The 23,037-nt window shown below is 66.2% G+C and carries 17 protein-coding genes; 2 read left to right on the top strand and 15 right to left on the bottom strand.

What is annotated here, in order from left to right:
• Position 1: 1 nt before the first annotated feature.
• From FHS55_RS12570 to FHS55_RS12515, 12 genes are all read right to left on the bottom strand, one after another.
• Positions 2 to 1,438, bottom strand: a complete 1,437-nt coding sequence (locus tag FHS55_RS12570; protein ID WP_183190093.1) for an aldehyde dehydrogenase family protein — start codon at positions 1,436 to 1,438, stop codon at positions 2 to 4.
• Positions 1,435 to 2,811 (bottom strand): aspartate aminotransferase family protein, encoded by a 1,377-nt coding sequence (locus FHS55_RS12565; RefSeq protein ID WP_183190092.1) that lies wholly within the window; start codon positions 2,809 to 2,811, stop codon positions 1,435 to 1,437. The genes FHS55_RS12570 and FHS55_RS12565 overlap by 4 nt, the downstream gene beginning before the upstream one ends.
• Entirely contained in the window at positions 2,811 to 3,830 is a 1,020-nt protein-coding gene (locus tag FHS55_RS12560; protein ID WP_183190091.1) for a branched-chain amino acid ABC transporter permease, read from the bottom strand. Before FHS55_RS12560 ends, FHS55_RS12565 begins: the two co-directional genes overlap by 1 nt.
• Positions 3,827 to 4,717 (bottom strand): branched-chain amino acid ABC transporter permease, encoded by an 891-nt coding sequence (locus FHS55_RS12555; protein WP_183190090.1) that lies wholly within the window; start codon positions 4,715 to 4,717, stop codon positions 3,827 to 3,829. Before FHS55_RS12555 ends, FHS55_RS12560 begins: the two co-directional genes overlap by 4 nt.
• A gap of 11 nt (positions 4,718 to 4,728) precedes the next feature.
• The gene (locus FHS55_RS12550; protein ID WP_183190089.1) at positions 4,729 to 5,439 is read right to left on the bottom strand and encodes an ABC transporter ATP-binding protein; all 711 of its coding nucleotides are present in this window, start codon (positions 5,437 to 5,439) and stop codon (positions 4,729 to 4,731) included.
• 3 nt (positions 5,440 to 5,442) lie between these two features.
• Positions 5,443 to 6,156 (bottom strand): ABC transporter ATP-binding protein, encoded by a 714-nt coding sequence (locus tag FHS55_RS12545; protein ID WP_183190088.1) that lies wholly within the window; start codon positions 6,154 to 6,156, stop codon positions 5,443 to 5,445.
• A 56-nt stretch (positions 6,157 to 6,212) separates the two neighbouring features.
• The gene (locus FHS55_RS12540) at positions 6,213 to 7,457 is read right to left on the bottom strand and encodes an ABC transporter substrate-binding protein (RefSeq protein ID WP_183190087.1); all 1,245 of its coding nucleotides are present in this window, start codon (positions 7,455 to 7,457) and stop codon (positions 6,213 to 6,215) included.
• 90 nt (positions 7,458 to 7,547) lie between these two features.
• The gene (locus FHS55_RS12535) at positions 7,548 to 9,812 is read right to left on the bottom strand and encodes a hydantoinase B/oxoprolinase family protein (protein WP_183190086.1); all 2,265 of its coding nucleotides are present in this window, start codon (positions 9,810 to 9,812) and stop codon (positions 7,548 to 7,550) included.
• Positions 9,809 to 11,890 carry a hydantoinase/oxoprolinase family protein gene (locus FHS55_RS12530; protein ID WP_210286955.1) on the bottom strand — a complete coding sequence of 694 codons (2,082 nt, stop codon included), beginning with the start codon at positions 11,888 to 11,890 and terminating at the stop codon, positions 9,809 to 9,811. Before FHS55_RS12530 ends, FHS55_RS12535 begins: the two co-directional genes overlap by 4 nt.
• 496 nt (positions 11,891 to 12,386) lie before the next feature.
• Positions 12,387 to 12,992: a helix-turn-helix domain-containing protein gene (locus tag FHS55_RS12525; protein WP_183190084.1), complete on the bottom strand. Its 606-nt coding sequence runs from the start codon at positions 12,990 to 12,992 to the stop codon at positions 12,387 to 12,389.
• A 475-nt stretch (positions 12,993 to 13,467) separates the two neighbouring features.
• Positions 13,468 to 13,725 (bottom strand): hypothetical protein, encoded by a 258-nt coding sequence (locus FHS55_RS12520; protein WP_183190083.1) that lies wholly within the window; start codon positions 13,723 to 13,725, stop codon positions 13,468 to 13,470.
• Between the two features lie 62 nt (positions 13,726 to 13,787).
• Positions 13,788 to 15,662, bottom strand: coding sequence for a sigma-54-dependent Fis family transcriptional regulator (locus FHS55_RS12515; protein ID WP_183190082.1), 1,875 nt, complete (start codon positions 15,660 to 15,662; stop codon positions 13,788 to 13,790).
• 241 nt (positions 15,663 to 15,903) lie between these two features.
• On the opposite strand from FHS55_RS12515, the gene adh reads away from it, so the two are divergent.
• On the top strand, positions 15,904 to 17,421 hold the full coding sequence (adh, locus tag FHS55_RS12510) for an aldehyde dehydrogenase (protein WP_183190081.1): 1,518 nt from the start codon (positions 15,904 to 15,906) through the stop codon (positions 17,419 to 17,421).
• Between the two features lie 72 nt (positions 17,422 to 17,493).
• Positions 17,494 to 17,928, top strand: a complete 435-nt coding sequence (locus FHS55_RS12505; protein WP_183190080.1) for a DUF779 domain-containing protein — start codon at positions 17,494 to 17,496, stop codon at positions 17,926 to 17,928.
• Between the two features lie 49 nt (positions 17,929 to 17,977).
• Here FHS55_RS12505 and FHS55_RS12500 read toward each other — a convergent pair whose 3' ends face one another.
• From FHS55_RS12500 to FHS55_RS12490, 3 genes are all read right to left on the bottom strand, one after another.
• Positions 17,978 to 18,307 (bottom strand): hypothetical protein, encoded by a 330-nt coding sequence (locus FHS55_RS12500; RefSeq protein ID WP_183190079.1) that lies wholly within the window; start codon positions 18,305 to 18,307, stop codon positions 17,978 to 17,980.
• Positions 18,308 to 18,657: 350 nt separating this feature from the next.
• The gene (locus tag FHS55_RS12495) at positions 18,658 to 19,590 is read right to left on the bottom strand and encodes a response regulator (RefSeq protein WP_183190078.1); all 933 of its coding nucleotides are present in this window, start codon (positions 19,588 to 19,590) and stop codon (positions 18,658 to 18,660) included.
• Complete coding sequence (locus tag FHS55_RS12490; protein ID WP_183190077.1) at positions 19,580 to 22,963, bottom strand: hybrid sensor histidine kinase/response regulator; 3,384 nt, start codon at positions 22,961 to 22,963, stop codon at positions 19,580 to 19,582. The genes FHS55_RS12495 and FHS55_RS12490 overlap by 11 nt, the downstream gene beginning before the upstream one ends.
• Positions 22,964 to 23,037: the final 74 nt, after the last annotated feature.

The following is a 23,037-nucleotide window of genomic DNA, read 5'->3' as shown; positions in this document are numbered from 1 at the left end:
GTCAGGCGGCGAACGTGTAGGCGGTGCGGGCCTTGGTGTAGAACCGCATGGCATGGTGCCCCATTTCCGGCGGGCCGTAGCTCGACGACTTGAGCCCGGACAGCGGCACATGGAATTCCACGCCGGCGGTGGGCAGGTTCACCATCGCCAGACCGCTGCGCACATTCGCCTTGAAATGCTGGGCATGTTTGAGGGAACTCGTGACAATGCTCGCCGACAGGCCGAAATCGGTATCGTTCGCGACCGCCAGCGCCTCATCATAGCCTCGCACCGGAATGATGCAGGCCACCGGGCCGAATATTTCCTCGCGATTGACCCGCATCTGGTTGCTGGTGTCGCCGAACAGCGCGGGGGAGAGGAAATGCCCCGGTGTCGCGCGGTTCAGCCGCCCGCCCCCCGTCAGGAGCCGCGCGCCCTCCGTCTCGGCCAGTTCGATATAGGAGAGGTCCTTGGCCAGCTGCCGCTCGTCGATCACCGGGCCGATATCGGTGCCCGGGCTGATGGCCGCGCCGATGACGAGCTTTTCCATCCGCGCCACCAGCGCCTGCGTGAAGTCGGCGACCCGCTCGACATCGACAATGAGGCGGGAGGAGGCGGTGCAGCGCTGCCCGGCCTGCATGAAGGAGCCCTGTATGGCGCAATCCACCGCGACATCGAGGTCGGCATCGGCGGCGATCACCAGCGGATTCTTGCCGCCAAGCTCGCACTGCGCCGGGATCATGCGGGCGGCGGCACGCTGCGCGACGGCGGTGCCGGTCGCCACCGAGCCGGTGAAACTGACCGCGTCGACCACGTCCACGATCTCGCGGCCGACCGTTCCATCGCCCATCAGCAGGCTGAACAGCCCCTTCGGACAGCCGGCCCTGTCGATGATATCGGCCAGCGCCCAGGCCGAGGCCGGCACCAGTTCGCTCGGCTTGAACAGCACGGCATTGCCATAGGCCAGCGCGGGCGCGATCTTCCACGCCGGGATGACGACGGGAAAATTCCACGGCGTGATCAACCCCACCACGCCGATGGGCTCGTACAGAACCTCGATCGTCACGCCGGAGCGCAGCGAGGGCGAGCGCTCGCCCGCCATGCGGAACACTTCGCCGGAATAGTAGCGGAAGATTTCCGCCGCCCGCGTCACCTCGGCGGTGGCGTCGCGCAACGCCTTGCCCTCCTCGCGCGACAGCAGCAGCGCGAGTTCTCCGCACCGGCGCTCGATCTCGTCGGCGATGCGGCGAAGCAGGTCGGAACGCACCCCCGGAGCGGCCACCGCCCATGCGGCGCCGGCGGAACGGGCGGCGGAAGCCGCCTCCCGGACCTGTGCGCTCGTGGCGCAGGCATATTCGCCGACCACCTCATCCGTATCGGACGGGTTGATGTTGATGAGCGCGCCGTGCCCGGACACCCATTCGCCGGCCACAAGATTGGGAAAGATCGCGGTGCTCATGCCCGGGCCCTCATCGCCGTGGTGAAGCGGGCCAGGCCGCGCTGGAGACAGCCGAGCAGTTCGTCGATCTGCGCCTCGGTGATGATGAGCGGCGGCGAGATCGCCACCGTGTCGCCGATGGCGCGCACCACCAGCCCCTCATCGAGGCACATCATTTCCAGCTCCAGAGCCGCCCGCGCCTCGGGAGGGAAGTTCTCCCGCGTCGACTTGTCCTTCACCAGTTCCAGCCCGGCGATCAGCCCCATGCCGCGCACGTCGCCAACGAACGGGTTGTCGGCGAAGCGGCGCAGGCCCTCCTGGAAGCGTGGCGCGACGTTGCGCACATGGCCGACAATGTCGCGCTCCTCGTAGATTTTCAGCGTCTCGATGGCGACGGCGGTCGGCACCGGGTGGGCCGAATAGGTGAAGCCGTGGCCGAACACGCCGATCTTCTCGGCTTCCGCCGACAGGCCGGCGAATACCTTCTCGTTCACCAGCAGGGCGGCGATCGGCTGGTAGCCGGACGACAGCGCCTTGGCGATGACGATCATGTCGGGATTCAGGTCGAACGCCTGCGAGCCGAACATCTGCCCGAGCCGGCCAAAGCCGCAGATGACCTCGTCGACGACAAAAAGAATGTCGTATTTGCGCAGCACCGCCTGCACCTTCTCGTAATAGCCCGCCGGCGGCACGATCACCCCGCCCGAGCCGAGGATCGGCTCCGCCCAGAAGGCGGCGATGGTCTCCGGCCCCTCCCGCAGGATCATCTCTTCGAGATTGCCGACGATGCGGTCGACGAAGGTGCCCTCGCTCTCGCCGGGCTGTCCGTAGCGGTAATAGAGCGGGCAATCCGTGTGCAGGATGCCCTCCATCGGCAGGTCGAAGCTGGTGTGGTTGCGGGGAATGCCGGTCAGGCTGGCGGTGGCGAGCGTGGTGCCGTGATAGCCGCGGATGCGGGCGATCACCTTCTTCTTGGCCGGCCGGCCGAGCGCATTGTTGAAATAGCGCAAGGCCTTCAGCGCCGTGTCGTTGCCTTCGGAACCGGAGCCGCAGAAATACACCTTGGACATCGGCACCGGCGCCATGGCGATCAGCATTTCCGCGAGATCGACCGCGTTCTCCGTCACCTTGTGGCCGAACGAGTGATAGCAGGGCAGCTTCTGCATCTGGCGATGGGCCGCCTCCACCAGCCGGGCCTCACTGAAGCCGAGCGAAGCGTACCAGAGGGCGGAGACGCCCTCCAGATAGCGCCGGCCGGCGGTGTCGAAGACATAGATACCCTCGCCGCGCTCGATCACCAGCGGCCCGGTCTCGGCCAGACGCCGGGGGTTGGAATAGGAATGCAGGTGGTACCTGGTATCCCGTGCCTCAACGGAATTTGGCGTGTCGAGCATCAGGCGTCCCCTTTTGTCGAGATGTGTGCGCCTTTGCCGGCGCGGGATGAGAAGCGATCGCCGAGCTGGCGCAGCGCACCGGCAAAGCCGCTTGGAAAGACCGTGATGATGAGAATGAGCGACAGCCCGTAGATCACCAGGCGCCATTCCTGCAGGTCGCGCAGCACTTCCTGCATGCCGACCAGGAACAGCGCGCCCAGCAGCGAGCCCCACAGCGTGCCCCGTCCGCCGACATAGGCGATGGTCAGGATCTCGACGGTGCGCTGGATGCCGAATTCTTCGGCGGTCGGCACCAATATGCCGATGTAATGCGCGTAGAAGGCGCCGAACACGCCGACGAAGAAGCTGGCAACGACGAAGTTGAACAGCTTGTAGCGCACGACATGGATGCCCAGCACGCTGGTGCCCAGCTCATCGTCGCGGATGGCCTTGAACACCAGCCCGATGCGCGAGCGCACGATGGCGTACAGCGCGGCATAGGTGACGATGACCAGCGCCAGGATCAGATAGTAATAGGTGATGGGCTCGCTGCGCGGAAACGGGATGCCGAATAGCGGCGTGAACCCGCCCACCGTCAGCCCCGAGGCCCCTCGCGTCACTTCGCGCGCATTGGAGATGGCGAACCGCAGGGTCTCCATCACGAACAGCGTGGTCAGGCCGATATAGATGCCGCGCAGCCGCAGCGTCAGCACGCCGGTGATCAGCCCGATCACCGCCGAGGCCAGGCCGCCGACCAGCAGCCCCGTCCACGGCGTGATGTGGAAATACTGCACGCTCAGCGCCGAGCCATAGGCGCCCGCGCAAAGGAAGCCGGCAATGCCGAAATTCACGATGCGCAGATAGCCGAGCATGAAGTCGAACAGCGCGCCGAGAATGAAGAACAGCAGGATCGAGGTGAACACGGCGGGGATGTAACGCCCGCCCACCAGGGACGGGATCGCCGCGAGACCCGCGAGCAGCGCGCAGATCACCAGTGCCCTGCGGTCGGGAAAGCGGAATTTCTGGAACAGGGATGTCATGGCCGGGTCACCTGGCGGCTGAAGAGGCCCTGCGGGCGAAGTACCAGGACCGCGAGAACGAGCAGCGACGTGATGGTGTTCTGCCAGCCGCCGGGCGCGAACGCCGTGGCATAGGCTTCGATGAGGCCGAGCAGCGGCCCCGCGAGCATGGCGCCCCAGACACTGCCGAGCCCGCCGATGATCACCACCACGAAGGCCTTGAGCAGCACCTCGCCGCCAACCGTGGGATAGGCGGGATAGGTGGAGAGCAGCAGCGAGCCGATCGCGCCCGCCAGCGCGGCGCCAATGCCGAAGGTGATGGCGTAGATGCGCTCGATGTTGATCCCCAGCACCTGTGCCGCCGCCGGATGCTCGGCGGTGGCGCGGATGGCGCGCCCCAGATTGGTCTTCTTCAGAAAGAGGGCGAGCGCGCCGGTGGTGAACAGAGCGCCGGCGAGGATCAGCACCCGCTCGTTGGAAATCACCACGTCGCCGAATTCCTGCCGGCCGGGCCAGAAGGCGGCGATGCCGAATTCGCGCGGGCCGAAGAGGATGAGCGCGAGGTTCTGCAGCACCACCATGATGCCGATGGTCAGCACATAGCCATCGACCAGCCAGCGGCTACCGAGCCGTGCCCGCAGCGGCGCGATCAGGCCGCGCTCCATGGCGACGCCGACGCAGAACATCAGCGCCGTCGAGATCAGCAGCGCGATCGGCGCGGGCACGCCGAGCACCATTGTCGCGAAGTACATGGCATAGGCCCCGAGCATGAAAAGCTCGCCATGGGCCATGTTGATGATGCCCAGAATGCCGAATATGAGCGCGAGACCAGCCCCCATGAGGCCATACATGGCGCCGCGCGACACCCCGTCTATCGTCAGCTGAATGAGTACGTCGGCGGTAAACATGATGCTTCGCCTCAGATGAAGTTGCGGACGAGTTCGTCGATGCGGTCGGAGAAGGACGCGGCCGGACCCTCGATGCAGATTTCGCCCAGGCGCAGCACGTAGAGGTGATCGGAGGCGGCGCAGACGTGCCGCGCGCTCTGGTCGACCACCAGCACTCCCGCACCATCGGCCTTCATCTGCGCGATGCGGTCGAACACCTCGTGCACCAGCTTGGGCGACAGCCCGAGCGAGGGCTCGTCGAGGATGACCAGGCGCGGATCGTTCAGCGTCAGCCGCTCCATTTCGAGAATGCGCTGCTGCCCGCCGGACAGCAGACCGGCCTTCACCTTGCGCTTGGCGCGCAACACGGAAGACAGCTCGAAGGCCCGCTCCACGGCCTGTTTCGCGCGGGCGCGCTCCTTGCGGAAGGCCCATGTGCCGAGGACGAGGTTCTCCTCGACGGTGAGGCCAGGGAAGACCGAGTGCCCCTCCATGAGATAGGCGATACCGTGGGTGGCGAGTTGCGAGGGCTGGAGCTTGCCGATATCCGCGGCGTCGAAGGCGATGGCGCCGCTCCGCCGGCGGAGGAAGCCGCATATGGTCTTCAGCAGCGTCGACTTGCCTGCGCCATTGGCGCCGATCAGTCCGGTGACCGAGGAGGCCCCCACGCTGAGGTCGACCCCCCTCAGCACATCCGCCCCGCTTGCATAGCCGACTTTTAATTCACGAACCTTCAAGAGCATCGTTCAGGCTCCCAGATAGGCATCGACGATGCGCGCATCGTTCCGGATCTCGGAAATGGCCCCGCGCGTCATCACCTTGCCTTCGACCAGCACGAGCACCTCCTCGCAGAGACGCGGCAGCGACACGATGTCGTGGCTGATGACGAGACAGCCGACTCCCTCGCGGACAAGGTCGCGGATGATGTGGATGAGCAGGTCGATCACCTCGGCACTGACCCCGCCGAACGGCTCGTCGAGGATCAGCAGCCGGGGTGAGGTCATCATCGCCCGGGCGGCCTCGAGCAGCTTCTTCTGGCCATCCGGCAGGGCCGAGACCACAAGGTCGCGCACTCCCGCCAGGCCCACCCGGTCCAGCATGTCGGTGATCCGCCGCCGCTCCTCGCGCCCCGAGAGGCCGGCATTCACCAGCGCGACACGGAGATTCTCGGCGACCGTCATGTCGTTGAACGTACGGGCCACCTGGAAGGTGCGGCCGACGCCATAGCCGGCGATCCGCGCCGGCGAGCGGTTGGTGATGTCGCGCCCGTCGAGCAGGACCCGCCCGCTATCGGCGCTGTAGATGCCGCTGATGACGTTGAACATCGTGGTCTTGCCGGCGCCGTTCGGCCCGATGAGGCCGAGGATGCGTCCCGGTTCCAGATCGAAGGTCACGTCGGTGAGCGTGCGCACGCCCTGGAAGCTCTTGTTCACATGGTCGACGGTCAGCAGCGCGGTCATGGCGTTAACTCCGGGGAATCCGCCTCGCGCGAGGAGACGGATTCCTGTTTCGTCAATCAGTTGGGAGCTTTGAATTCGGCTTCCGCGAACTCGAACGGCCACACCACGGGGGCCTTGTCGCCGTAATATTGCACCATCGGGAAGGAGAAGCCCTTCATGAACGGCCCGGCCTTGACCTCGTAGGCCGAGATGGCGGCGTCGCCGGGCTGCCTGGCAAAGGCGTAGTACTGCCAGATGCCCTTGTGCTCGGTGGCCAGCAGGGCAGCCGACAGCTTCGTCGCGTCGAGCGTGCCCGCCACGCTCATGCCCTTGATGAGCGCGCGCGTGTAGTCATAGGCGTGGCCGCCGGCCGCCGGCACCGGGGGCATGCCGAAGGTCTTCTCGAAGCGCGCGGTCCATTCCTTCTCTTCCGGGGTGATGACGCGCGGGCTGTCCATGGAGAGCGCGAAATTGGCGGCATCGCCGGTCAGTTCATGCCAGTTCGAGGCCCAGCCGAGGCCATCGGCGAACAGCAGGCCCTTGAGGCCGGCGCTGTGGAACTGCTTGACGAAGGCGGCGGCCGAGGCCGGCGCGTTCAGCGTGAAGGCGGTCAGGCTGACGCCCGAGGCCTTGTAGCGGGTCAGGAGCGCGTTGAATTCGAGTTCGTTGTTGCGCGCGACATCCTGCGCGACTACGTCCCAGCCCTTCGCCTTCAAGCCGGTGACGATGGCCTCGCCCCAGGTGCGGCCCCAGTCGCTGTCTTCCACCACGACGGCGGCCTTGCGCGTCGGCGGGGTCCACTTGCCCTTGGCGATCAGGTCCTCGGCCGCCTCGACATAGAGGCCCGACATGGTCTTGGGTGCCGGCCAGCCCTTGAACCAATTGGTATATTTGCCGGCGTTGATCTTCTCGGAAATGTCTTCCGGCGCGGCGAGGTTGCCGTAGCTGATGATTCCGTCGGAGGCCGCCAGATCGATCAGCGCCAGGCCGACCGAGCCGTGCCAGCCGTTCAGAAGCATCTGGATACCTTCCCGCGACACGGCGTTGCGATAGGCCTTCACCGCCTTTTCGGGCGAGGATTCGTCGTCGATCCAGACCAGCTGGATGTCGGCTTTCTTGCCGTCGATGGTCAGCGGCAGTTCACCGGCGGCGCGCGCATCGTCGAGCGCCATCTTGGTGCCGTTCTGGATGTCCTGGCCGATCTTGGCCGAAGGACCGGTGAAAGGTCCCACGACGCCGATCTTGATGACGTCGGCGGCAAGCGCCGTCTGACCGAGGCCGGCGAGTAGAACAGCCGACGCCAATAATGTCTTTATCTTCATGACAGCCCTCTGATTGTTGGATCGCGTTGATTGACTCACTCGATCTTTCTTCACGCGTGCACGCGAAGCCGAACGTCACCTTTCACCAGGCTAATGAACCAGCTGCACGTCCCAGAGCGGCGCCTCGCGGGCGAGCGCCACCTCGGTTTCGACCTGCGTCCCGCATCCCGGGCAGATGAACGACCTGAACTCGACCGGCTCGTCGATGAAATCGGCAGGGTCCGCCATGGTCGGCGACAGGTCCGCGATCGGCATCGTGCGCATGACGAGCGCGAGCTTGTAGTTCTCGTCCGCCGGCCCGTGATCCTGGCCGCAGCACCGGCAGGTCAGCCGGCGGCTGGCGAGCATGGTGTAATCATTGAGGCCGATGCCGCCTTCCGGCACCGCGGCCGGCGTGTCGCGCCGCGCGACCGGCACCTTCCCGCCGAGCCGGTCGGCGCGGATGATGGTCCGGCGCGCCTGCGTCGCGGCCCTGTCGACCGCCCCGCCCTCGATCACCACGCCATAGAGCCGCGCCGCCTCGGCCCGCGAGACGAAACCTTCCGCCACATCGTGGAGAACGCTCTCCGGCTCGCGATCGAGCGGGTCGCCATAGCCGCCGCCACCGAAGAAGGTGATGGCGTAGACATCGTCCCGGCCCTGCTCGGTCTGCGATTTCGGCGGCAGGATATCGAGCGTGCCGCTGAGGGAAGCGATCTCCTGCGGAATCTGCCCCTGCGCGAGGCGGGCCAGTACATCGCTGTCGCGCTGCATCGAATAGACGACCGAGGCGCCCGGCAGGCCGCCGCTGAGCGCCCCGCCATTGGGCACGGCGACGTGGAAGGCCGCGGACACATGGGTGAAATTGCGGTTGGTCTTGTGCAGCACGAACGAGAACTTGCCGCCGGCCCCGCCGCGCCACTTGCCCGCGCCGCCGGTATCGATGGCCTCGCCCCGGCACAGAACCAGCAGTGGCCAGGTGAACTCGGTGGCCTCGACATTGGGAATACGAGCCGAGGGGATGCAATAGGCGCCGGCCGTATTCACCCCATCGGCAAAGGAGCGCGCGCCGAAGCCGGCAAGGTTGGCCTCCTGAAACTGCGTCACGAAGGCGTAGCCCGTCTTGTCCCAGCCGAATAGCTGCATCGCCGGCCACGAACCGCCGCCGCCCGACAGCGCCCGCCGCCCGTGCTCGGGGTGGCAGAGCATCATCTTGGAAATGGCGGCGTGGGCGCAATTATGCGCGAGCCAGGTGCCGGTGATCGAGCCCATGCTCACCGCCGCGGGGTATTCCGCATTCAGCATCGTGCCGCGCGGATTGGTGATCGCGATGCAGCGCTGCAGCCCGCCGAGCGCCCATGGAATATCGCCGACCAGCAGCGGCAGGATGCCGGCCAGCACCCCCGCCCGCGTTCCGGATGTGGCGGAGTTGATCAGCCCGACCTGCGCCGCCGACCCCGTGAAGTCGAAATGGAGATGATCGCCCGCCTTGGTCAGTTCCAGCCGCCCGGCATAGATGCCACGATCGCCGGCAAACGCGGTTTCCTGAAAGTCGACATGCCGCCACACGCCGTCGGGCAGTTCGCGCAGCCGGGCGCGCAGCTGCGCCTCGGCGCGGTCCATCACCCGCCCCATCACCGCCTTGACGGTATCGGCACCGTATTTCTCGATCGCTTCGAGAATGCGGCTGCGCGCCACGTTGTTGGCGGCGATCTGCGCCCTGAGGTCGAGCGACAGCAGCAGCGGCTGGCGCGAGCGCCGGGTATAGAGGTCCTCGATATCCGACTGGATCTCGAAATTCTTGACGATCTTCACCGGCGGCAGCGGCGGCACTTCCTCGAACACGTCGCGCGCGGTGATGGAGAAGCTGCCGGGCGCCGGGCCGCCGACATCGACCTCGTGGATCGAGGCGCCAACCCAGCAGAACAGCTTGCCGTCATGGAACACCGGCGCAAACACCGCGACGTCGTTCTGGTGAACCGCCCCGACCCAGGGATCGTTGCACAGGAACATGTCGCCATCGTCGATGCCCGGGCTCTGGGCGCGGTTGATCAGCGTCCACTTGATCATCGGCTCGAAGGCGGCGGCCTGATAGAGCAGGTTCGGCGTCATGAACACGACATCGCCGGTCTCGCTGGCGATCACCGTCATGAAGTCGTTGGCTTCCGTCGCGACGGGCGAGCCCGAGACGTGACGGATGGTGACGCCGGCCTCGTCGCAGACGTGCCACAGCCTATGGCTCAGCACTTCATCGGTGATGAAGTCGACCTTGGTCGACGGATCGGCCCGGTGCAGGCTCAGCCCATGGCCGGCCAGTGTCTCGACCACCGGTTCGAAATCGGCGTAATAGCGTTCGGCGCCCGCAACCCAGCTCATGACGCGCTCCCGGATTTTTTCAGGATCAGATTGCCCACCCGGTCCACGCCGCAATTCCATTTCGGCGGGACGGTGATCGTGGTGGTGGAATATTCGAGGATGGCCGGCCCCTCGATCCGCGCACCGGTCAGAACCTCGCCACCACGATAGATGGCGGTCGCGACATAGGCGCCCGATTGCGGCCAGTAGACCTCGCGCGAGGCGATCGGGACCGGCGCCGGGCCGACGGGCTGGTCGCCCACCGCGTATTTGTTGCGCAGTCCGATGGCCTCCAGCCGGAAGCCGACAATCTCGATGGGCGCATTGTCCCATGCCGCCCCGGGACCGAAGGCTTCGACATAGAGCTGCTCGAACATGGCGCGGATCTCTCCGCCGCCAATGGCGAGATCGGGGATTTCGACCACCAGATCGTTGAGCTGGCCGACATATCGCACCTCGACGAAGTGCCGCATCTGCCGGTCCCGCGCCGCGATGCCGTCGCTTTGCAGTTGGGCATGCGCCTCGTCGACCAGTTCGTCGAACACCGCGCGGATATCGGCCTGCACGAAGGGCTCGCGCAGCGTGATCGAACGTTCATGGACATGGAGGACATCGGCCATCGCCACGCCATAGGCGCTGAAGGCCGAGGAAATTTCGCCGAGCGGGATCAGCACCGCCATGGCGTCAAGGTCGCTGGCGTAGAACGGCGCGTGCAGCGGCCCGAGCCCGCCATAGGCGCACAGCACGAAGTCGCGCGGGTCATGCCCCCGCTCCACCGTGACCTTGCGCACCAGATCCGCCATCTTGGCGTTCACGATGGAGAAGATGCCGATGGCGGCCTCCTCGACGCTGATGCCGAGCGGTCCGGCGACATGGGTCTCAAGCGCGGCTTCCGCCGCCGCGCGATCGAGCGGGAACCGCCCGCCGAGAAAGCTGACGGGATCCATGTAGCCGAGTACGAGATTGGCGTCGGTCACCGTCGGATAGGCGCCGCCGCGACCGTAGCAGGCCGGCCCGGGAAACGCCCCGGCGCTTTGCGGGCCGACGGAGAGCCGCCGCGTCACCGGATCGACAAAGGCGATGCTGCCGCCGCCGGCGCCGATCGAGACGATGTCGATGGTCGGGCAATAGAGCACGCGCTGGTCGATGATCGAGGTGCTGCGGATCAGCGGGCGGCCATCGACGATCAGGCCCACATCGAAGGTCGTGCCGCCGACATCGGCGCAGACCACGTTGCGGTAGCCCGCCGCCTCGCATACCCGCCGCGAGGCGACGACGCCGCCGGCCGGGCCGGAGAACAGCGTCGTGATCGGCCGCTGGCTGGAATTGGCCTCGGTGCCGACACCGCCGGCGGAGTGCATCACCAGCATCGGCGTCGTCACGCCGGAGGAAGCCAGGCCCCCCGACACTTTCTGGAGGTATTTCTTGACCTCGATGGCCACATAACCGTTGATCACGGCGGCCTCGGTCCGCTCATATTCGCCGAGGCGCCGCGAGAGCGAGGAGCCGAGCGAGACGAAAATCTCGGGGTGACGCTCCTTGATCAGCGCTTCGATGCGCTGCTCATGCGCTGGATTGACGAAGCTCCACAGCAGCGACACCGCGATGCTCTCGACGCCGGCGGCGACAAGGCGGGCGATGGCGGCCAGCGCCTCGTCGTCCTTGAGCGGGATGACGACATCGCCGGCATAGTCGATCCGCTCGTTCAGCTCGACGATGCGGGTCTTGGGGATGATGGGCGCCGGCTTGCTGGTGATCGAGTAGTTCTGGATTTCCGACAGCGGGCGCCCGGCGACGCGCCCGTTCACCCGCATGATCGAGATCATGTCGGCATGGCCCATGGTGGTGATCAGCCCCACCTTGGCGCCGGTATGGGTGACGACGGTATTGGTGGCGATCGTCGTGCCGAGCGAGAAGGACTCGATATTGGAATAGAAGGTGCCGGCACTGCCGGACCGGACACCTTCCGCCACGCGGAGAACGTCGAACACGCCCTGCGCATTGTCATGGGGGGTGGAAGGAGACTTGTGAACGGAGGTTTGGCCCTGCGCGTCGATGACAACAAGATCGCAGAACGTTCCGCCTGTATCGACACCCACGGTATCCATCGGACTTCGCAACCTTCATGCAAGTGACTTGAATGAAGAGAAATTAGATTGCGTATTCGTTATCGTCCAGTCCAAAAATCGGGCAGCTCTCGGGATTGTGCGGGGATGTTTCGCCTCCCGGACGGCCTGCCGGAATGCGGCGCTCCTTACAGGTCGCGCATGGGCCATCCCCCGCGTTGACAGCCGGGTGGATGACATCCGCGGCACATGCCAGCCGCGCATCGCGAACGCGCCCGCAATGACGGCAGTTCCGACAAAATATTGAAATTAAATCAGTTTTATCGGATCAGCGCGCAACCACAGCCATCGCCGCGCGTGCAAGGCGCGGGGCCTTCCTCAGGGATAGCGGTTGAAATTGGACGGCGCGAGCCACGCCGCATCCGCTCATTCGCCAGGGTTCGAACGGCGCGCGGCCGCGGGACCATTCCCTTCCATGCAAGTCACTTGCACAGAACGCATTCCATCTGCCTAATTGGCTATCAACCGTTCAGAACGTGACCGGCGTGTTCACCCAGATGATCCGGCAATGCGCATCGCCGCTGGCGCGATAGAAATGCTCCAGCTCGGACTCGAAGAAGAAACTGTCGCCGACATTGATGATCGACACCGTGCCGTTGACCTTCAGCTCCAGCGCGCCCTCCAGGACATAGCCGACTTCCTCGCCGGCATGGCGATAAGGCCCGCACCAATCGCCGTTCGAGGGAACATGCATGATATGGGCTTCCAGCATGCGCTGCGGGGCATAGGGCACCAGGCTTTCCGCCATGCTGCCATCGCCCTCGACGAACCCGCTGCCGCTATATTTGGGCCGTTCGCCATTGCGGTAGATGACCAGCGACTCGTCGCTGTCGGCGTTCAGCAGGGCGGTGACGGAGATTCCCAGCGCGCGGCACAGCCGGTGCAGCGTCGTCAGCGAAGGAATGACGAGGCCGTTCTCGACACGCGACAGCAGGCTCTCGGAGCAGCCCGCCGTATCGGCGAGATCCTTGAGCCGCATCTTGCGCGTGCGCCGCTCGACACGAATGCGAAACCCGATATTGCGAAATTCACTTTCGTGGAGCGTCTCGGCCTTGGCCTCACTTTCCGAAGCCATCTCACATACCTCACTCGGCTTTCGCACCGCACGCGCGGCGCGCTGACCATCTCTAGCAGGCATGTATCGATATTTTCCAGCCGCCCGATCAAGGAGCGAACCGCGCATATGTGCGGCGGACGGCGATCCTGCAATGCAGCCGACGCATCGGGCATCGCCGCCGCATGGGATTCATGATCAGGCGATCATCGCCGAAACGATGTGAAGCCGTCTCCAGGGCGGCTTTCCGCCGGAAAACCCGTGAGGTCGTCGAGGGTGTCTTGAGCCGGATGCATCGGCGCGGGCAGGGCGCGCGGCATTGAGGCGGCGCGGGCGAGGCGCGGCGGCGTCATCCCTCTCGCGTCCGGCCCGCCAGTTTTTGAGATGGAGCCTAAAAAGACGCAGCAAACGCAACGGGTTGGTCGCGTCGACGGGCAGATGATTCCATCTCCGCAAACCCGCACAACCCGTTGCCGTCAGAATACCAACCGCCCGTTCACCGGCGCGGATCTTCCGGCTTCAGCGGCGTGCCGTGGCGCGAACCGTCCACCGTCTGCACGCTGTCGCGCTCATAGCGGCCGGCCGTCCGCTCCTTCGCCTTCCCGTCACCGGGGGCATTGTCGTTGCTCACCTCCTCCAGCGGCGGGTGGCGGGGATCGGATATCGGCGTGGGCTCGTCCTTCAGCACCGCCTCGACATCGGCGGGATCGATGACGACCGGGTTCTGGTCGAGCAGGCGGGGATCGCGGGCCATGGCTGTCTCCTTCGGGTGTGTCTCACGAAGGCAACGGATGGGTGGCGCACGGGTTCCCCGCCTCAGGCGTTCAGCAGGCGGCGATAGAGTGTGGAGCGGTTGATGCCGAGCCGCTTGGCGGCCTGCGAGACATTGCCGCCGCAGGAATCCAGCGTGCGCCGCATCGCCTCCACCGTCAGCGCGTCGAGCGACATTCCCCCCTCCGGGCGGCTCGGCGCGGAGGAATCGTGGAGGATGATCTGGCAAGGCTCCGGCGTCGCGGCGCGAATGTCGGGAGGGAGCATGTCCGCCTCAACCGGCCGGTCCGGCTCGGCCAGCGCCGCCAGCATGCGCAGCGTGCCGACCAGCTGGCGGAAATTGCCCGGCCAGTGATAATCCGCCAGATGCCTTTCGCAGGCGGGCGAGAGCATCAGCCCGCGGTCATGCGCAACCCGGCTCCACAGTTCGCGCACCGCCGGCAACCGGTCGCCCAGCTGGCGCACGGCCGGCAGATCGAGGGTGAAATGGGCGATGCGGAAATAAAGGTCGGAGCGGAAGGTCTGCGCCTCCACCCGTTCCTTGAGATTGCGGTGGGTGGCGCAGATGAGCGCGAAATCCACGCGCACCGGCTTGCCGCCGCCGAGCGGCTGCACCTCGTGGTCCTGCAGCACCCGCAGCAGCCGCGACTGCAGCGCCAGCGGCATGTCGCCGATCTCGTCGAGGAACAGCACGCCGCCATCGGCCTCGCGCAGCAGGCCCTTGCGGCCGTTGCGGCGGGCTCCGGTGAAGGCGCCCTCCTCATAGCCGAACAGCTCGGCCTCGATCAGCGTCTCGGGAATTGCCGCGCAGTTCACCGCCACGAAGGGGCCGCTCGCGCGGGGGCCCTTGCGATGGATTTCGCGCGCGGCCATCTCCTTGCCGGTGCCGGTCTCGCCCTGCACCAGAACGGGCACGCCGGCCACGATCATCTTGATCGCCCGGGCCAGCGCCTTCTCGTCCTCCTCGCGCAGCACGAGATCGCCGAAAGGACCGGCCGGCCGGGGCGGAGCCGGGCGCAGCGCCGCGACGCGACGCTCGCCGTCGAGCCGCGCGAACAGCGCCCGCCCGCCGGCCGCCTCCAGCCGCGCGACCTGCCCGCCCTCCGGCAGGCGCTCCACCAGTTCGTCGGCCCGCAGCCGCCCGAGCGCCGACCAGTCCATGTGCAACAGGCCGAGCGCATGCCGGTTGGCCGCCACCAGCCGGTCGCCGTCGAACACCAATACGCCCTCGCGCGGCGTGCCCAGCAGCGCCCGGTCGTCGCCCACGCGCAGAACGCGCATGTCGGCGAACCCCTCGTCGAAGAAGCGATGCTCGATCTGCTCGGCCGCGAGGCGCACCAGCCCCAGGGCATGCCGGTGATCCACCGCCGCCGGGCCGGAGAGGTCCAGCACGCCGACCGCGCGACCATAGGGGTCCATGATGGGCGCGGCCGAGCAGCTGAGGATGCCGTGCGGGTCGAGATAATGCTCGCCGCCATGCACGGCGATGGGCCGGCACTCCAGCAGCGCGGTGCCGACCGCATTGGTGCCGGTGGCGTTCTCGCTCCAGCTGACGCCGGGGCGCAGCGCCACCTGCGCGGCGCGCGAGGCGAAGCCCGCATTGCCGCGCGAATCGAGGATCAGCCCGTTCGGATCGGTGAGGATGACCACGCAGCCGGTCTGCATCGCCTCGGCATAGAGGCTCTCGATCTCCGGCCGGCTGAGCCGGCGCAGGCGCTCATTGCGCTCGCTCGCCTCGCGCAATTCGCCCTCGGTCAGCGGCACCAGCGAGGGCAGGCTGTGATTGTCGAGGCCACGGTCGGCGCAGCGGCGCCAGGAGCGCAGGATCGGCTCGGCGATCAGCGATTGCGGCGGACGCCCGTGATCGAAAAACTGCCGACGGGCGACGGAAACCGCCCTTGGCGTTGCGTCGGCACGCATTGGCACCTCCCGAGTGTTGCATTCTGCAACACGTGTTTTTAGTTCTTGTTGTTTTGTACGACAGTTGTGGCAAAGTTCCGAACGCGCGTCCACACCCTTTGTTTTGGCGCCGCTCCAATCCAACATCTTAAGTCAGTCATATCAATATTTTGCCGTGTCGCAGTAACGATTTTGTGCGGCGCCGCATCGCCTTGGCACGGGCGGTGCAATCCTTTCCGGCACCACCCTGGGAGGATACACAATGAACAAACCCGAACTCTCCATTACCAAGCAGTCGCCGTTCAAGGCGCGCTACGGCAACTTCATCGGCGGCCAGTTCGTCGAGCCGGTGGCCGGCCGCTATTTCGACAACACCTCGCCGGTCACCGGCGGCAAGATCTGCGAGATCGCCCGCTCCGACGCGCAGGATATCGAGAAGGCGCTCGATGCCGCCCACGCGGCCAAGGGCGCCTGGGGCCGCACCAGCGCCGGCGAGCGCGCGCTGATCCTCAACAAGATCGCCGACCGCATGGAGGAGAACCTCGACCTGCTCGCGCTGGCCGAGACGTGGGACAACGGCAAGCCGATCCGCGAGACGACCGCCGCGGACATGCCGCTCGCCATCGACCATTTCCGCTATTTCGCCGGCGCCGTGCGGGCACAGGAAGGCGGCATCAGCGAGATCGACCACGACACGGTCGCCTATCACTTCCACGAGCCGCTCGGCGTGGTCGGTCAGATCATCCCGTGGAACTTCCCGATCCTGATGGCGGTGTGGAAGCTGGCTCCCGCCCTCGCGGCTGGAAACTGCGTGGTGCTGAAGCCGGCCGAGCAGACCCCGGCGAGCATTCTCGTGCTGGCCGAACTGATCGCCGACCTGCTGCCGCCGGGCGTGCTCAACATCGTCAACGGCTTCGGCCTCGAAGCGGGCAAGCCGCTCGCCTCCTCGCCGCGCATCGCCAAGATCGCCTTCACCGGCGAGACGACGACGGGCCGGCTGATCATGCAGTATGCCAGCCAGAACCTCATTCCCGTGACGCTGGAACTGGGCGGCAAGTCGCCGAACATCTTCCACAAGGACGTGACCGCCGAGGACGACGATTTCTTCGACAAGGCGATCGAAGGCTTCGTGATGTTCGCGCTCAACCAGGGCGAGGTCTGCACCTGCCCCTCTCGCGCGCTCATCCACGAGAGCATCTATGACCGCTTCATGGAACGCGCCCTCAAGCGCGTGGAAGCCATCGTGCAGGGCTCGCCGCTCGACCCGGCGACCATGATCGGCGCGCAGGCCTCCTCCGAGCAGCTGGAGAAGATTCTCTCCTATATCGACATCGGCAAGCAGGAAGGGGCAGAGGTCCTCACCGGCGGCGAGCGCAACAATCTGGGCGGCGATCTGGCCGGCGGCTTCTACGTGAAGCCGACCGTGTTCAAGGGCCACAACAAGATGCGCATCTTCCAGGAGGAGATTTTCGGGCCGGTCGTGTCCGTGACCACCTTCAAGGATGAAGACGAGGCGCTCTCCATCGCCAACGACACGCTCTATGGCCTCGGCGCCGGCGTGTGGACCCGCGACGGCAACCGCGCCTATCGCTTCGGCCGCGCCATCCAGGCCGGGCGCGTGTGGACCAACTGCTATCACGCCTATCCCGCCCATGCGGCGTTCGGCGGGTACAAGCAGTCCGGCATCGGACGCGAGAACCACAAGATGATGCTCGACCATTACCAGCAGACCAAGAACATGCTGGTCAGCTACAGCCCGAAGAAGCTCGGCTTCTTCTGAGCGCCCGACATCCTCTCGACGCCGCCCCGGATCCCTTCCCGGGGCGGCGGTTTTTTCATGGAGGAGGCCATCATGACCGTTTCGACGCCCGTCTCGACGCTCGAACCAGCCGCCACTACAGCGGAGGCGATCACCGTGCCGCGCGTTCTCGCCACGCCGGCCGCGCTCGATCTGATCGCTACGCTGGTTGAGGAATACGGCCCCGTGCTGTTCCACCAGTCCGGCGGGTGCTGCGACGGCTCCTCGCCCATGTGCTACCCGATCGGCGACTATATTGTCGGCGACGGGGACGTGCGCATGGGCGCGATCGGCGGGGCGCCCTTCTTCATGAGCCCCTCGCAATTCGACTACTGGCAGCACACGCAGCTTATCATCGACGTGGTGCCGGGCCGGGGTGGCATGTTCAGCCTGGAGAACGGGCGCGGCGTGCGCTTTCTCACCCGTTCCCGGCTATTCGGCGATGCGGAACTGGACCACCTGATGCCCCTCGCCTTCGGCGCGGACTGACGGCTGCGCGGGCCGCGCTGAACGTGCCCGCCATGCGACGACCGACGGCTTACCGGCAGATCAGGATGTCCTGCTCGCGGGTCATGCGATAATTGTCGCTGAGCTTGACGACGTAGCGCACATCGCCCGCGCTGTTGAGGCAATAGTCGACCACGCGGCCATTGCCCCAGCTGATGCGCACCGCGCGCGGATTGTAGCAGACATTCTGCAGTTCGATGCGCTCGGGATCACTGTACGATCGCAGCTCGATCACGCATTGGCGCTCGACGGCATATTGCAGCGCCTCGCCCGCGGCGCGCTGCTGGGCCAGAGCCGCCGATCCTGCCGCGCCGCTCATCAGCAGGGCGGCGGCGGCGCCAATCATCATCCGCTGGCGCATTGAGGTATCCCTTTCGGGTGAGGTCTCGCTTTCCGCGCGAATTTACGGGCTGACTGTCACAAAGCAACAAATTCGTCGACATTTTGCTGCGACATTATCGACAATTTTGAAACTTTATGATGAGCCGGTGCACGCGCTCGATAACGAGGGTTGTGCTCCGCAGGCTGGCGCGGCGGGACGTTCCGGGCGATCGAGGTGCCCGGCGCGAGCGCTCCCCGGGATCGGCCGCTCAGAACCCCTTCCGGTCAGGGGCAGCGTTTTCGACTCGCGAAAGTCGGTCAAGTTTCGCGAAAAACGCTCCAGCGGACCCCGTTTGCCGCGGGGATCACTCACACGAGGCCGAACCCGCGTCAGCGCGGCGCGAGCGCGGTGACCGCCAGCGCGGTGGCGGCGGCGCGGTTTTCCACGCCGATCTTGGCGTAGATCTGCTCCAGGTGCTTGTTCACCGTGCGCGGCGAGAGGCCGAGAATCTCGCCGATATCGCGATTGGCCTTGCCGCGCGCCAGCCACATCAGCACTTCCGCCTCGCGCACCGTGAGATTGAGCTTGGCCCGCAGCACCTGTTCGGGCGGCACGCCCTCGTCCTCGACGATGCGCAGCAGCAGTTCCTCCGGGCCGATCTGCCCGACATAGGAGAGGCGCAGCCGGCGCACGACGCCCGGCATCGGCAGATCGAGCGCGGCCGGCTCGCCGCCCGCGCCATCCGTTCGCCGTGCCGCCAGCCAGAGCCGCACGGCCTCGGGCAACATGAGGCTGTCGCCGGGCGACGACGCGGTGATGGCGGATAGAAGCGCCGTCGCCTGCGGCGTCGACCACAGCACCCGCCCCTCGCGCGTCGCCGAGAGCAGGAAGCGGCCGGCCGCGTCCAGCGCGGCCCGCGCGCTGTGAGTCTGGCGGGCATTGGCCAGATGCACGCGAATGCGGGCGATGAGTTCGTCCGGGGAGATCGGCTTGGTCACGTAATCGACGCCGCCGGCCTCCAGCCCCTTCACGATCTGCTCGGTTTCCGAAAGCCCGGTCATGAAAATGACCGGCACATGCGCGACCGCCTTGTTGCGCTTGAGCCGCCGGCAGGTTTCGAAGCCGTCCATGCCCGGCATGACAGCATCGAGCAGGATGACGTCGGGCGTGATGCGCTCGACCAGCGCCAGCGCATTGGCGCCCTCGACCGCCACCAGAACCGTGGCACCCGAGGCTTCCAGCGCATCGGTCAAAAGACTCAGGGTCTCGGGTGAATCATCCACCACGAGAATGATGTCGCGGCGTTCCACGCTATGCATCATCGCGGCGCAACGCCTCCAGGACGGTCATGTACTGCTTGATGTCGAAGGTTTGCATGAGGTCGCGCATATGCGCGACGAAAGCGCCGTGCACGGGCGAGGCGCGCTCGATTTCCGTGAGCTTGGCCTGGATCCCGCGCACATAGCCGATCTCGCCGAGCTTCACGAGGTCCTCGATATGCCCATCGGCCGGCGCCCGCAGCTTCTCTCGCGGCGCCGCGTCGGGCACGGCCTCGCCCTCGCCGATCCAGTCGAGGTCCAGCAGCTTCTCCAGCTTTTCCAGCAGGCTGCGCAGATTCACCGGCTTGACGACATGATCGTCATGGCGCCGCTCGTCCAGCCCGTCGCCGCGGATCTCGCCGGCATTGGCGGAGATCATCACGATCTTGAGCCGGCCGAAGCCCTCGTCGCGCAGAAGCCGCACCACTTCCCAGCCATTGAGGCCGGGCATGGAAATGTCGAGCAGCAGCACGTCGGGATTCCATTGCCGGACCATATCGAGCGCGGCGACGCCGTCCGCCGCCGACAGCACGGTGAAGCCGATCGGCAGCAGCAATTCATGCATCAGGTCGCGATGCGCGGTGTCGTCATCCGCCACCAGCACGGTGCGGCGCGGCCCGGCATAGCCGATGATGCGCCGGTGCTGGATCGGTCCGGCCAGCGTCGGCCGCGTCGCCTCGGAGAGCATCAGCTTGACGCGGAAGGTGCTGCCGCGCCCCGGCACCGAGGTGAGCGATATCTCCCCGCCCATGATCTCGGTGAGCAGCTTGGTGATGGTGAGGCCGAGGCCGATGCCGGCGGTGGAATAGGTGCCCGCTCTTTCCCCACGTTCAAACGGCTCGAAGATGCGCGTGTGATCGGCGGCGGGAATGCCGATGCCGGTATCCTCCACCTCGAACTCGGCCACCTGGTTGCGATAGGAAATGCGCAGCGCCACCCGGCCGGCGGCGGTGAACTTGATGGCGTTGGACAGGAGATTGATGAGAATCTGCCGCAGCCGCTTCTCATCGGTATAGACCACCGCCGGCAGCCGCTCGGGGCGCACATAGACGAAATCGATGCCCTTGGCCGTCGCCTGCAGGCGGAACATGTCGACCAGCTGGTCGAGGAAATCGCCGATGCGCACCTCGTCGCGGGTGAGGTGCAGCCGCCCGGCCTCGATCTTGGAAATGTCGAGCAGCCCGTCGATCAGCCCCGAGAGATGCTCCGCCGAGCGGCGCACCACGCGGATGGCATCGCGCCGGTGCGGGGGAATGGTGGTGTCGCGCTCCAGAAGCTGGGCATAGCCGAGAATGGCATTGAGCGGCGTGCGCAACTCGTGGCTGATGCCCACCACGTAGCGGCTCTTGGCGAGGTTGGCCGCCTCGGCGACCTCCTTCGCCTTCTGCAGCTTGGCATCGGTCCGCTTGTGCGCCTCGATCTCCCGCCGCAGCAGCGAGGTCTGCCGATCGCTCTCCTCCTGCGCGACGCGCCGGCTCTCCTGCGCCAGCACGAAAAGCCAGGCGGCGACACCGGCGATCATCAGCAGGATGAAGTAGAGCGTGAACAGGATGCGGCCCATCGCCTCCCGCTCGGCGGCGGGAGCGAAGGTGGCCTGGAAATAGATCACCCCGAGGATCGCGCCGATCAGCGCCGCGAGCAGCGACAGCACGCCGATATAATGGCCGATGCGCGAGTTGATGCGCGCCACCATCCAGCTCGGCAGCGTCGCGCGCAGAGCGGCGAGGATCTGGTCGGGAAAGCGCGCGTCGTCCTTGCAGCGATCATTGCAGCGCGCATCGAGCGAGCAGCACAGCGAGCAGATCGGCCCGGCATAGACCGGGCAATGGGCCATGTCCTCGTGCTCGAACGTGTGCTCGCAGATGCAGCACCGGATCGTCAGCCGGCTCTCCCAGTTGCGACTGGTGCGCCGGGCGATGTAGTAGCGCCCGCGGGTCGAGAAGGCGATGGCCGGCGCGGTGGCGAAGGACACCACCATCGCCACGAACGGGGCGAAGGCCTGCGGCGCTGGCCCGAGCAGACCGGAAAAGGCCAGCGCGCCGACCAGCGTGCCCGCGATGATGGCGCCGAAGCCGACCGGGTTGATATCGTAGAGATGCGCCCGCTTGAACTCGATGCCGGGCGGACTCCAGCCCATCGGCTTGTTCACCACGAGGTCCGCGACCAGCGAGGCCACCCACGCCACGGCGATCACCGCATAGAGCCCGAGGATCTGCTCCAGCACCTTGTAGATGCCGAGCGCCATGAGCATGAGCGCGATGGTGACGTTGAACACCAGCCAGACCACCCGGCCGGGATGGCTGTGCGTCAGCCGCGAGAAGAAGTTCGACCAGGCGATGGAGCCGGCATAGGCGTTCGTCACGTTGATCTTGAGCTGGGCCAGGATCACGAACATGCCGGTGAAGGCGAGCGCCATCGGTGGCGGAAACATGGTCTGGAACGCGACGAGATACATCTGCGTCGGCTCGGCCGCGTGCAGGAAGGGCACGCCGCGGGTGAGCGCGAAATAGGCGAGGAAGGAGCCACCCAGCATCTTGATCACGCCGGGAATGATCCAGCCCGGCCCGGCGGAGAGCAGCGCCACCCACCACAGCGCGTTGCGCCGCGCCGCGCTGCGCCCCGGCGCCCGGCGCGGCAGGAAGCGCAGGAAATCCACCTGTTCGCCGATCTGGGCGATGAGGGCGAACACCACCGTGGTCGCCGCGCCGAACATCAAGAGGTCGAACGAGCCGTCCGGCGCCCCGACCCGGCCGGTGAAGGTCGTCCAGTCGCGGACGGATTCGCCGTGATAGGCGATGATGAAGCCGAACGGGATGAGATTCAGCAGCAGCCAGAAGGGCTGCGTCCAGAGCTGGAACCGGCTGATGAAGGTGATGCCGTGCGTCACCAGCGGGATGACCACGAGAGCGCTGATGAAATAGCCCACCATCAGCGGCACGCCGAAGCACATCTCCAGCGCCAGCGCCATGATCGCCGCCTCGATGGCGAAGAACAGGTAGGTGAACGAGGCGTAGATCAGCGAGGTGACGGTGGAGCCGATATAGCCGAAGCCGGCGCCGCGGGTCAGCAGGTCGATATCGACGCCGAACTTGGCGGCGTAGTAGCAGATGGGCAGGCCGGTGGCGAAGATGAACACCCCGACCACCACAATGGCGGCAACCGCATTCTCGAAGCCATAGGCAAGCGTGATCGCCCCGCCAATCGCCTCCAGCGCGAGGAAGGACACCGCGCCCAGCGCGGTATTGGCCACCCGCAGCGCCGACCAGCGGCGCGCGCTCTTGGCGGTGAAGCGAAGCGCGTAATCTTCCAGCGTCTCGTTGACGACCCACTGGTTGTAGCGCCGCCGCACGCGAACGATTTTCTGTTCCGCTGCCATGGGGCCCCGCTTCGCCGTCCCGACGTCCGACATCCCGCGCGCCGACCCTCTCGACTGTTCTTCTTGGAGCGTCA

Source organism: Ancylobacter tetraedralis (genome assembly GCF_014195655.1).
Taxonomy (GTDB): Bacteria; Pseudomonadota; Alphaproteobacteria; order Rhizobiales; family Xanthobacteraceae; genus Ancylobacter; species Ancylobacter tetraedralis.
The sequence above is the reverse complement of the archived record's forward strand: the minus strand, read 5'-3'. Positions and strand labels throughout refer to the sequence as shown.

Bases quoted from the DNA above. Each gene is read 5' to 3' on its own strand.
- FHS55_RS12520 (WP_183190083.1), bottom strand. From the start codon at position 13,725: ATGGCCCGCGATCCCCGCCTGCTCGACCAGAACCCGGTCGTCATCGAT.
- FHS55_RS12540 (WP_183190087.1), bottom strand. From the start codon at position 7,457: ATGAAGATAAAGACATTATTGGCGTCGGCTGTTCTACTCGCCGGCCTC.
- FHS55_RS12535 (WP_183190086.1), bottom strand. From the start codon at position 9,812: ATGAGCTGGGTTGCGGGCGCCGAACGCTATTACGCCGATTTCGAACCG.
- FHS55_RS12555 (WP_183190090.1), bottom strand. From the start codon at position 4,717: ATGTTTACCGCCGACGTACTCATTCAGCTGACGATAGACGGGGTGTCG.
- FHS55_RS12560 (WP_183190091.1), bottom strand. From the start codon at position 3,830: ATGACATCCCTGTTCCAGAAATTCCGCTTTCCCGACCGCAGGGCACTG.
- FHS55_RS12515 (WP_183190082.1), bottom strand. From the start codon at position 15,662: ATGCGTGCCGACGCAACGCCAAGGGCGGTTTCCGTCGCCCGTCGGCAG.
- FHS55_RS12490 (WP_183190077.1), bottom strand. From the start codon at position 22,963: ATGGCAGCGGAACAGAAAATCGTTCGCGTGCGGCGGCGCTACAACCAG.
- FHS55_RS12500 (WP_183190079.1), bottom strand. From the start codon at position 18,307: ATGCGCCAGCGGATGATGATTGGCGCCGCCGCCGCCCTGCTGATGAGC.
- FHS55_RS12505 (WP_183190080.1), top strand. From the start codon at position 17,494: ATGACCGTTTCGACGCCCGTCTCGACGCTCGAACCAGCCGCCACTACA.
- FHS55_RS12495 (WP_183190078.1), bottom strand. From the start codon at position 19,590: ATGATGCATAGCGTGGAACGCCGCGACATCATTCTCGTGGTGGATGAT.
- FHS55_RS12545 (WP_183190088.1), bottom strand. From the start codon at position 6,156: ATGACCGCGCTGCTGACCGTCGACCATGTGAACAAGAGCTTCCAGGGC.
- adh (WP_183190081.1), top strand. From the start codon at position 15,904: ATGAACAAACCCGAACTCTCCATTACCAAGCAGTCGCCGTTCAAGGCG.
- FHS55_RS12550 (WP_183190089.1), bottom strand. From the start codon at position 5,439: ATGCTCTTGAAGGTTCGTGAATTAAAAGTCGGCTATGCAAGCGGGGCG.
- FHS55_RS12525 (WP_183190084.1), bottom strand. From the start codon at position 12,992: ATGGCTTCGGAAAGTGAGGCCAAGGCCGAGACGCTCCACGAAAGTGAA.
- FHS55_RS12565 (WP_183190092.1), bottom strand. From the start codon at position 2,811: ATGCTCGACACGCCAAATTCCGTTGAGGCACGGGATACCAGGTACCAC.
- FHS55_RS12570 (WP_183190093.1), bottom strand. From the start codon at position 1,438: ATGAGCACCGCGATCTTTCCCAATCTTGTGGCCGGCGAATGGGTGTCC.